Raw genomic sequence first — 7089 nt, 5'->3', positions numbered from 1 at the left:
AAGACAGCTTTTCTTTATAATCATATATTAAAAATTAAACACGAAATCATCGTCAGCTAATTTTTCAACGTTCGTTGCTTTTACGTAACCATTTCCTTTTACAGAGAAGAAATCATGGTTTTTCGTATCTGTACGTAAACCATTTAAAACGATCGGGTTAATTTCTTCTTCTTCAAACTTTGGCTCAAGTCCTAAGTTCATAAGTCCCTTATTCGCATTGTAACGAACGAAACGATTTACATCTTCTACAAGACCGATAGAAGTGTAAATTTCTTCTGTGTATGCCATTTCGATTTCATATAGTTCCATTAATAACTCTTCTGTTTCCTTTTGCACTTCTTGTTGATCTTCTACAGAAAGTTCTGCGAAGATTTGTTGTGCTAAAATACCGACGAATACGCCGTGAATGGACTCATCACGAATTATTAGGTTAATAATTTCACCACTTGCCGTCAATTTACCTTGACCTGCTAAGTAAAGCGGATAGAAAAATCCACTATAGAATAAGTAACTTTCTAAGAATACACTTGCTACCATCGCCATGTATAACTCTTTTTTCGTCACTTCAGGCTTTAATAAACGACGATAATAACTAGTAACAATACCAGCTTTTTTCTCAAGTAATGGATGTTTATCTACCCATTCAAAGATGTCGTCAATTTCTTCTTCCGTTGCTAATGTTGTGAAAATATGACTGTAACTCTTCGCATGTACTTCTTCCATGGCTCCCATGAAAGCTAATACACTTTTCGCTTGTAAATTTTCAAGATGAACAAGTACAAGTGGCATCCCTTCGCCGCCTTGTTTCGTATCTAAAAGTGTTAAACCACCTAATACACGCTTATAAGCAACCTGCTCTTCTTTTGATAATTGTGCCCAAGTATTTTTGTCAGAAGACACCGCGATTTCTTCTTCTGTCCAAAACTGAGCGATGTTTTGCTTCCAAAACATTAAACTAAAATCATCTTCTTTTTTGTTCCAGTTTACCGCACGCATTCAATCGCCCCTTCTCTAAATAAACATGAAAAATTGATAACTAAGCATGAGCAGGGTTCAGAAAACCCTGCTCATCATGTCTCAATTTTTTTATATTAAACGGTACAAGCTACACACTCTTCCACGCTTAACTTACGTGTTCTCGTATAATACAGACTCTTTAAGCCTTTTTTATGTGCATAGATGTAATAACGTGCTAATTCACGTGTTGAAATATCGCTATTAACATAAAGAATTGTACTAATTCCTTGGTCAATATGTTCTTGAATTTCTGCGATTAAATCAATTAATTTAAACTGATTCATATCATAAGAAGATTTATAGTACCAGAACGTATCTTTTGATAAATACGGCATTGGATAATATGTTGTCGCATTCGCGTATGTTCTTGATTCGATTTGACTTACGATTGGCATTACGCTTGAAGTTGCATTTTGAACGTAACTGATCGATTGTGTCGGAGCAATTGCGAGACGATATGAGTTATATAAACCATTCTTCTGTACTTGCTCTTTTAAACTTGTCCAATCTTCTTTTGTCGGAATATGAATTCCTTCAAATAGTTGCTGAACTTTTTCAGTTACTGGGCTATAATCTGTCGTTTCATACTTTTCAAAGTATGTGCCGTTCGCATAATCAGACTTATCGAAGTCTTTAAATGTTTCGCCTTTTTCTTTAGCAATTTCCATACTTTTCTCAATAGAGTAGTAATTTAACATCATAAAGAATGTACGAGCGAACTCTTTCGCTTCTGCACTCTCATAACCGATTTTATTTTTTGCTAAATATCCGTGTAAGTTCATTGCACCAAGTCCAACTGAATGAAGCTCATCATTTGCTTTTTTTACAGTCGGTGCATTCGGAATAATCGTCATATCAGAAACAGCTGTTAAAGCTTCCATTCCCGCATGAACTGCTTCACGAATTTCTTTATTTTCCATTACATTTACGATATTTAACGATCCTAAGTTACAGTTAATATCACGGCGGATAATGTCATCTGTACCGTAATCGTTAATTTCAGAAGTTTCTTGTAGCTGGAAGATTTCTGTCTCGAATGTTCAACCGAGTTCGCTACTCCTCAGTCCGTTGCTTAAGCAACTGCTGTATGTCACCATACAGGACAGACTATATCATCACCTGCAGCATTACCTGATTAGGTGCTCCGCTTTTCGAACGCCAATCGCTTGCGCTCTACTCCCATAAGGGATAGTCGTTAGGCTTTTACTTATCTTAATACTTCAGAAAGTCTCTTATTACTTTATGTTGTCCCATAACTCTGCTATACAAAATAATAAGATACATTCTGAACTTTTATATTTTCATTCTAAGATAAGATTTAGCACGGTAGGTTACCTCAAATTTGAGGCTTTCCCCGTTTAACGGAGTTTTCGACTAGCATTTCTACTAGAAGGTGCTACATATTTAACACAAGTTCGACATCTTCACAGTTCCAATATCCTTCAGTGGATGTTGATTATTTGCATTTGATTTAAACATTAAGTACGGATAACCAGACTCAAGCTGAATCATAGCAATTTTAATAAGCATATCACGTGCACTAATATCTAGTGGCTTCTTCTTCACTTTCGGATTGCTCATTAATTCATCGTACATTTCATCGATATCAATGTCATCTAAATGCTTTCCATATTCTTTATACACCGTATAAGGCGCGAAAACATGGAAAGGTTCGTTTTTCTCAGCAAGCTCAAAGAACTTACTTGGAACGATAATTCCGATTGATAGAGACTGAATACGGCTCTTCTCATCGGCATTTATTTTTTTTGTATCAAGGAATTCAATAATATCCCAATGGAAAATGTTTAAGTATACTGCGCCGGCACCTTTTCGTTGGCCAAGCTGATTCGCATATGAAAACGAATCTTCAAGCAATTTCATAACAGGTACTACACCACTTGCAGCGTTATCGATACCTTTAATTTGCTCACCACGTGCGCGTAGCTTAGATAAGTTTAAAGCTACTCCTCCGCCGATTTTTGATAATTGCATTGCAGTATTAATGTTAAAGCCGATTGAATTTAAGCTATCATCCATCTCTAACAAGAAACAAGACACCATTTCTCCTCTTCTGCTTCTTCCCGCATTTAAAAAGGTTGGTGTCGCTGGTTGGTAGTTTTGTTTGACAATCATGCTTGCGAATTGTTTTGCCTTCGCAACATCACCGCGTCCTAAGTATAATGACACAATTGCTACACGATCTTCATAGCTTTCTAAGTATTGTTTTTGATCATTCGTTTTTAACGCATAATCTTTGTAGAACTTAGATGCTGCCATATAAGATTGGAACTCGAAGTTTTCACCATAAGCGATGTTATATACCTCTTCTACTTCCTCCAAGCTATACTCGTCCAGAACGTTGTAATAGTAATCATGTTCTTTCATATACTCCATTCGCTCTGCCACGCTATTAAAAGAAACGGTATTCTCTCTAGCTTCTTCCATAAAGACTTCTAATGCCTCTTTATCTTTATGAAGCTGATAAAAACCGTCCTGCATTTGCGTGATTTCATTATTCAGTTCAATGTGTCGCAATCTCCCGCACCCTTTCCTTAAAATATTCTACATCGTTATTTGTTCCTGATAACTCAAATTTTGATACAATAGGCACTTCATATTTAGCAGAAATTTTGTCAGCACTTGCACCGAACATGTCTCCCCAGTTACGATTGCCGCTTGCAGATACGCCTTTTAATTTGTCATTATTGCGCTCTAAAAAGTCTAAAACACGTTCTGGTACATTGCCAAAACCTGTTGTATACGTAATAAGAATAAAGTCTTCATCTATTACTAGATCTTCATCAATTTGAACGGCCGGCATATTTAATTTGTGAATGAAACGCTTCACGTTTCCTGTCATAGAATCATATGCAACTAACATTTCCGACCCTCCCTCTCCAATCTATACTCTCTGTATGTTGTTTCTTGATTTCTCTATATATTGTATTACGTTTCAAAATAAGACACAAGATATATGTATAAATTCTTTCTTTTTTTAACTTTTACTTTTCGACAAGACAGTCGATTTTTTTCAATACAATGACTATGAAACAACATTCTAAAACTCATGTCAATAAAGTGCTTTTCAAAAAACTTGTCAACGAATTTAACCTTATTTTTAAAAAAGTTAACAATATATTTTGTCATAAAACGGCAAATGCTGGAGGAATATATTTCTCCAGCATCACGCAAAAAAGAACAGACATGAAACGATAATCTGTTCTAAAAAACGATTACATTTATCAATTTTAGTTTATTAAATATTATACATATACTTTCGGTTCGCGTTACATACTAAAAGATAACTATTATAGAAAAAGATTATTATTATTATGGAAATTCAACTTATTTATGAAAAGATTATTCAGAGTGCTCAATACGCAAAATATCTTTTACAAATATATGATGTGGATTTTCATCTTTATCAATCATTGTACATACAGGAGCTTCTTCATCAAAGTACACAATCATTCCTTCTACGTACTGATATGTATGTTGAACTTGTACAGTTACTTTAATTTCTACAGCTTCTTCATATGCTCTTTTTATTTTCTGCAGCATTTTTGCCGAACATTTTCGTTTCTCTGGGTACATGACCATCCCCATAAACCTATTGCCGGCTCTATCTTTCCACATATAATCCCAATGCGGTAATATGCCTTGTTTAAAATCGCCCATAATTCTCCTCCCCTATATGCTTCTAGTTACGAACGTGGCGTTTCTGAATATGTATAAATTACTTGTCCGCCGCGCTGCGCGTTCCCAATAATATGTTTAAAATCTTCACGCCCTACTACAACTTTCCTAAACGTATAAAATACATCTTTCGTTGCAACATACTCCTTTATTTCACCGTTTTTCAGCTGATCCAAAATTGTATTTGCTAATTGCTCATCCATGTATTTCACCTCTATGCAATATTTTATTTTATCGTATATTCTTTAGGTCAACAACTGTAAAATTATCCAGGTGCTATACCTTCATTTCATTTTCATTATTTCGCAAACGATATCACTTTACTATATGTCCACTAAATATCATATACTAACATAGCTACTTCTCTATATCAAACATTTCGACATACAATTATGCAAAGTTCCATACCACTATGCTACAATATATAAATAGAATTAGGAGGGATACTATGATTCGGAAAGCAAAAATGACAGATGCGAAGCTAGTAGCGCCTTTATTGTATAACGCTCTGCACGAAATTGCTGAAAAAATCACAGGCAGCACAGTTGAGGCAGAAGTATTACTAGGACTGGAAACATGGTTCTCAAAAGAGAGAAATCGACTGAGCTACGAAAACTGTTTTGTATATGAACAAGACGGAGTTGCAGTTGGGGTTATTGTCGCTTATCACGGTAGTGAAGCAACAATGCTTGATGCACCAATTGTACATTACTTAAGAGAATTACATAAAGATGAATCAATTACGTTAGAAAAAGAAGCTGAACTTGATGAATATTACATTGATACATTATCAGTTTCAAGTGCATATGGAGGAAAAGGAATTGGTTCTAAGTTAATTGAAGCTGCTGAAATCCATGCAACTGAAAAGGAGTATGAAAAAATCGCATTACTTGTTAATTTAGAAAACAAACGTGCCTATTCACTATACGAAAAACTAGGTTATAAAAAGGATCAAATCGTCATGCTTGTAGGCGAACCTTATGCACATCTCGTAAAAACATTAAACATCAAAGTTTCTATATCATAAAAAGAAAGCACACGATTTATATAAATCGTGTGCTTTTATGTTAAATTTGTATTTAATACATTACCATCCATCGCTTCTTGGAATGTATAGGTTGTACATCCCCATGGCTTCCTATGTAAAATAGGAGAACCAGACCATCCCATCGCTCTCAGTTCTGCACCAATCATTGTATTCACATAATTATGACCTATAAGAGCAATACTTCCATGTACGAGAGCGTAACGGTGCAATAGATGAGCCGCTTGCTTTGCCCTCTCCCTTACTTCCTTATAAGACTCTACATCTTTATGATAGCCCAGCACCCATAATGTTCGTCCGATAAACATCCATACGTTAGGTTTGCATTTCAACCATTTTGGAGAAAAAAATCTTGAAGGAACCTCAGCTTCTCTAAAAAGAGAATTTTGTATAAAAGATAAAGAATCCATTAATTCAGCTGCTGACTGTACAGCACGCCTTTGATCACTCGTTACGACTAATTTTACTGATTCCATTGTTTCAATTGTTTCCATTGGTATAGAAGCTTTTGTTGTTATAGTGTGTAAGTCATATCGTTTCATCCATTCATGAAATGAAGTAACTGTCATTGGTTCCATAGTACGATCTAAGCGACCATGACGAATAAAAGAAATCCTCATTCTTTCCACTCTCCATTCATCACTTACGAACTCTATTATGTACTATTTTTACATATCATACCACGCAAAAAAAGAAAGTTATACACCTTTACATATCCCCGCCGCTCTCATTTGTGACCCCAGCATGTATACCATCCATCCCATCATAATATGTAGTCGTTTCATGATGACGAATCTTTTTTAAATTTATATAAGAAAATACAAATGAAATTAATGCTATAACACTCCCCACAAGTTCAAACATCATTTTACCGCCTCTAATTTCTCCCACTTTAGTAGGTTATTGTATCTCTTCATTATACCCCTATATAAACATACACACATTTAAATCGATCTTTTTTTTCTAATAACGTGGATTTCTTGCATATTTTCTTACAAAAAGTGAATATTTTTCGAATTTTTACTTTGGAAACATTTACAAACTAGACAATATGGTTCAAAATAAGAAGAAATAAAAAAAACCAAAATTATTCTTTTTTGGGAAAACTGTAACAAGGAGAGTTGCTTATGCAGATCGCAGAAACTGGAGATATCATTGAATTTAAAGGTGGAATGCAAGGCCGTGTTCAAAAAGTAAATCAAAACTCCGTTATTGTAGATATAACAATTATGGAAAATTTTAGAGAACTAGATATGGAACCTCTTACAGTTGTAAGTCATAAAAACTATACTGTCATTAATCAAAATGCATAATATAATAGAAAGAAAGGA

9 protein-coding genes and 1 pseudogene are annotated in these 7089 nt (G+C 34.7%); 2 read left to right on the top strand and 8 right to left on the bottom strand.

Going from position 1 to position 7089, the window contains the following annotated elements:
* Positions 1–27: 27 nt before the first annotated feature.
* From nrdF to ykzS, 6 genes and pseudogenes are all read right to left on the bottom strand, one after another.
* On the bottom strand, positions 28–996 hold the full coding sequence (nrdF, locus tag KI369_RS24105; protein ID WP_212957730.1) for a class 1b ribonucleoside-diphosphate reductase subunit beta: 969 nt from the start codon (positions 994–996) through the stop codon (positions 28–30).
* A gap of 95 nt (positions 997–1091) precedes the next feature.
* The gene (locus tag KI369_RS24100) at positions 1092–2042 is read right to left on the bottom strand and encodes a ribonucleotide reductase barrel domain-containing protein (protein ID WP_073990709.1); all 951 of its coding nucleotides are present in this window, start codon (positions 2040–2042) and stop codon (positions 1092–1094) included.
* A gap of 382 nt (positions 2043–2424) precedes the next feature.
* Positions 2425–3552 (bottom strand): annotated as a pseudogene (locus KI369_RS24095) (ribonucleotide reductase barrel domain-containing protein); the annotation flags it as partial.
* Positions 3539–3898, bottom strand: a complete 360-nt coding sequence (gene nrdI, locus KI369_RS24090; RefSeq protein ID WP_140968963.1) for a class Ib ribonucleoside-diphosphate reductase assembly flavoprotein NrdI — start codon at positions 3896–3898, stop codon at positions 3539–3541. The pseudogene KI369_RS24095 and the gene nrdI, both read right to left, overlap by 14 nt.
* 479 nt (positions 3899–4377) lie before the next feature.
* A complete protein-coding gene (locus tag KI369_RS24085; protein ID WP_000502201.1) occupies positions 4378–4695 on the bottom strand; it encodes a hypothetical protein in 318 nt (105 codons plus the stop codon).
* Positions 4696–4721: 26 nt separating this feature from the next.
* The gene (ykzS, locus tag KI369_RS24080) at positions 4722–4916 is read right to left on the bottom strand and encodes a protein YkzS (protein ID WP_000344283.1); all 195 of its coding nucleotides are present in this window, start codon (positions 4914–4916) and stop codon (positions 4722–4724) included.
* A 245-nt stretch (positions 4917–5161) separates the two neighbouring features.
* Here ykzS and KI369_RS24075 point away from each other — a divergent pair, with 245 nt between their 5' ends.
* Positions 5162–5740 (top strand): GNAT family N-acetyltransferase, encoded by a 579-nt coding sequence (locus KI369_RS24075; protein WP_212957727.1) that lies wholly within the window; start codon positions 5162–5164, stop codon positions 5738–5740.
* Positions 5741–5775: 35 nt separating this feature from the next.
* On the opposite strand, the gene KI369_RS24070 is transcribed toward KI369_RS24075, so the two are convergent.
* The gene (locus tag KI369_RS24070; protein WP_212957725.1) at positions 5776–6378 is read right to left on the bottom strand and encodes a histidine phosphatase family protein; all 603 of its coding nucleotides are present in this window, start codon (positions 6376–6378) and stop codon (positions 5776–5778) included.
* 88 nt (positions 6379–6466) lie between these two features.
* On the bottom strand, positions 6467–6649 hold the full coding sequence (locus tag KI369_RS24065; RefSeq protein ID WP_212957723.1) for a hypothetical protein: 183 nt from the start codon (positions 6647–6649) through the stop codon (positions 6467–6469).
* 236 nt (positions 6650–6885) lie between these two features.
* On the opposite strand from KI369_RS24065, the gene KI369_RS24060 reads away from it, so the two are divergent.
* Positions 6886–7071, top strand: a complete 186-nt coding sequence (locus tag KI369_RS24060; protein ID WP_001165081.1) for a YkvS family protein — start codon at positions 6886–6888, stop codon at positions 7069–7071.
* Positions 7072–7089 lie beyond the last annotated feature (18 nt).

It is taken from the genome of Bacillus sanguinis, from assembly GCF_018332475.1.
GTDB lineage: Bacteria > Bacillota > Bacilli > Bacillales > Bacillaceae_G > Bacillus_A > Bacillus_A sanguinis.
This window is presented reverse-complemented; position numbering and strand designations above follow the sequence as displayed.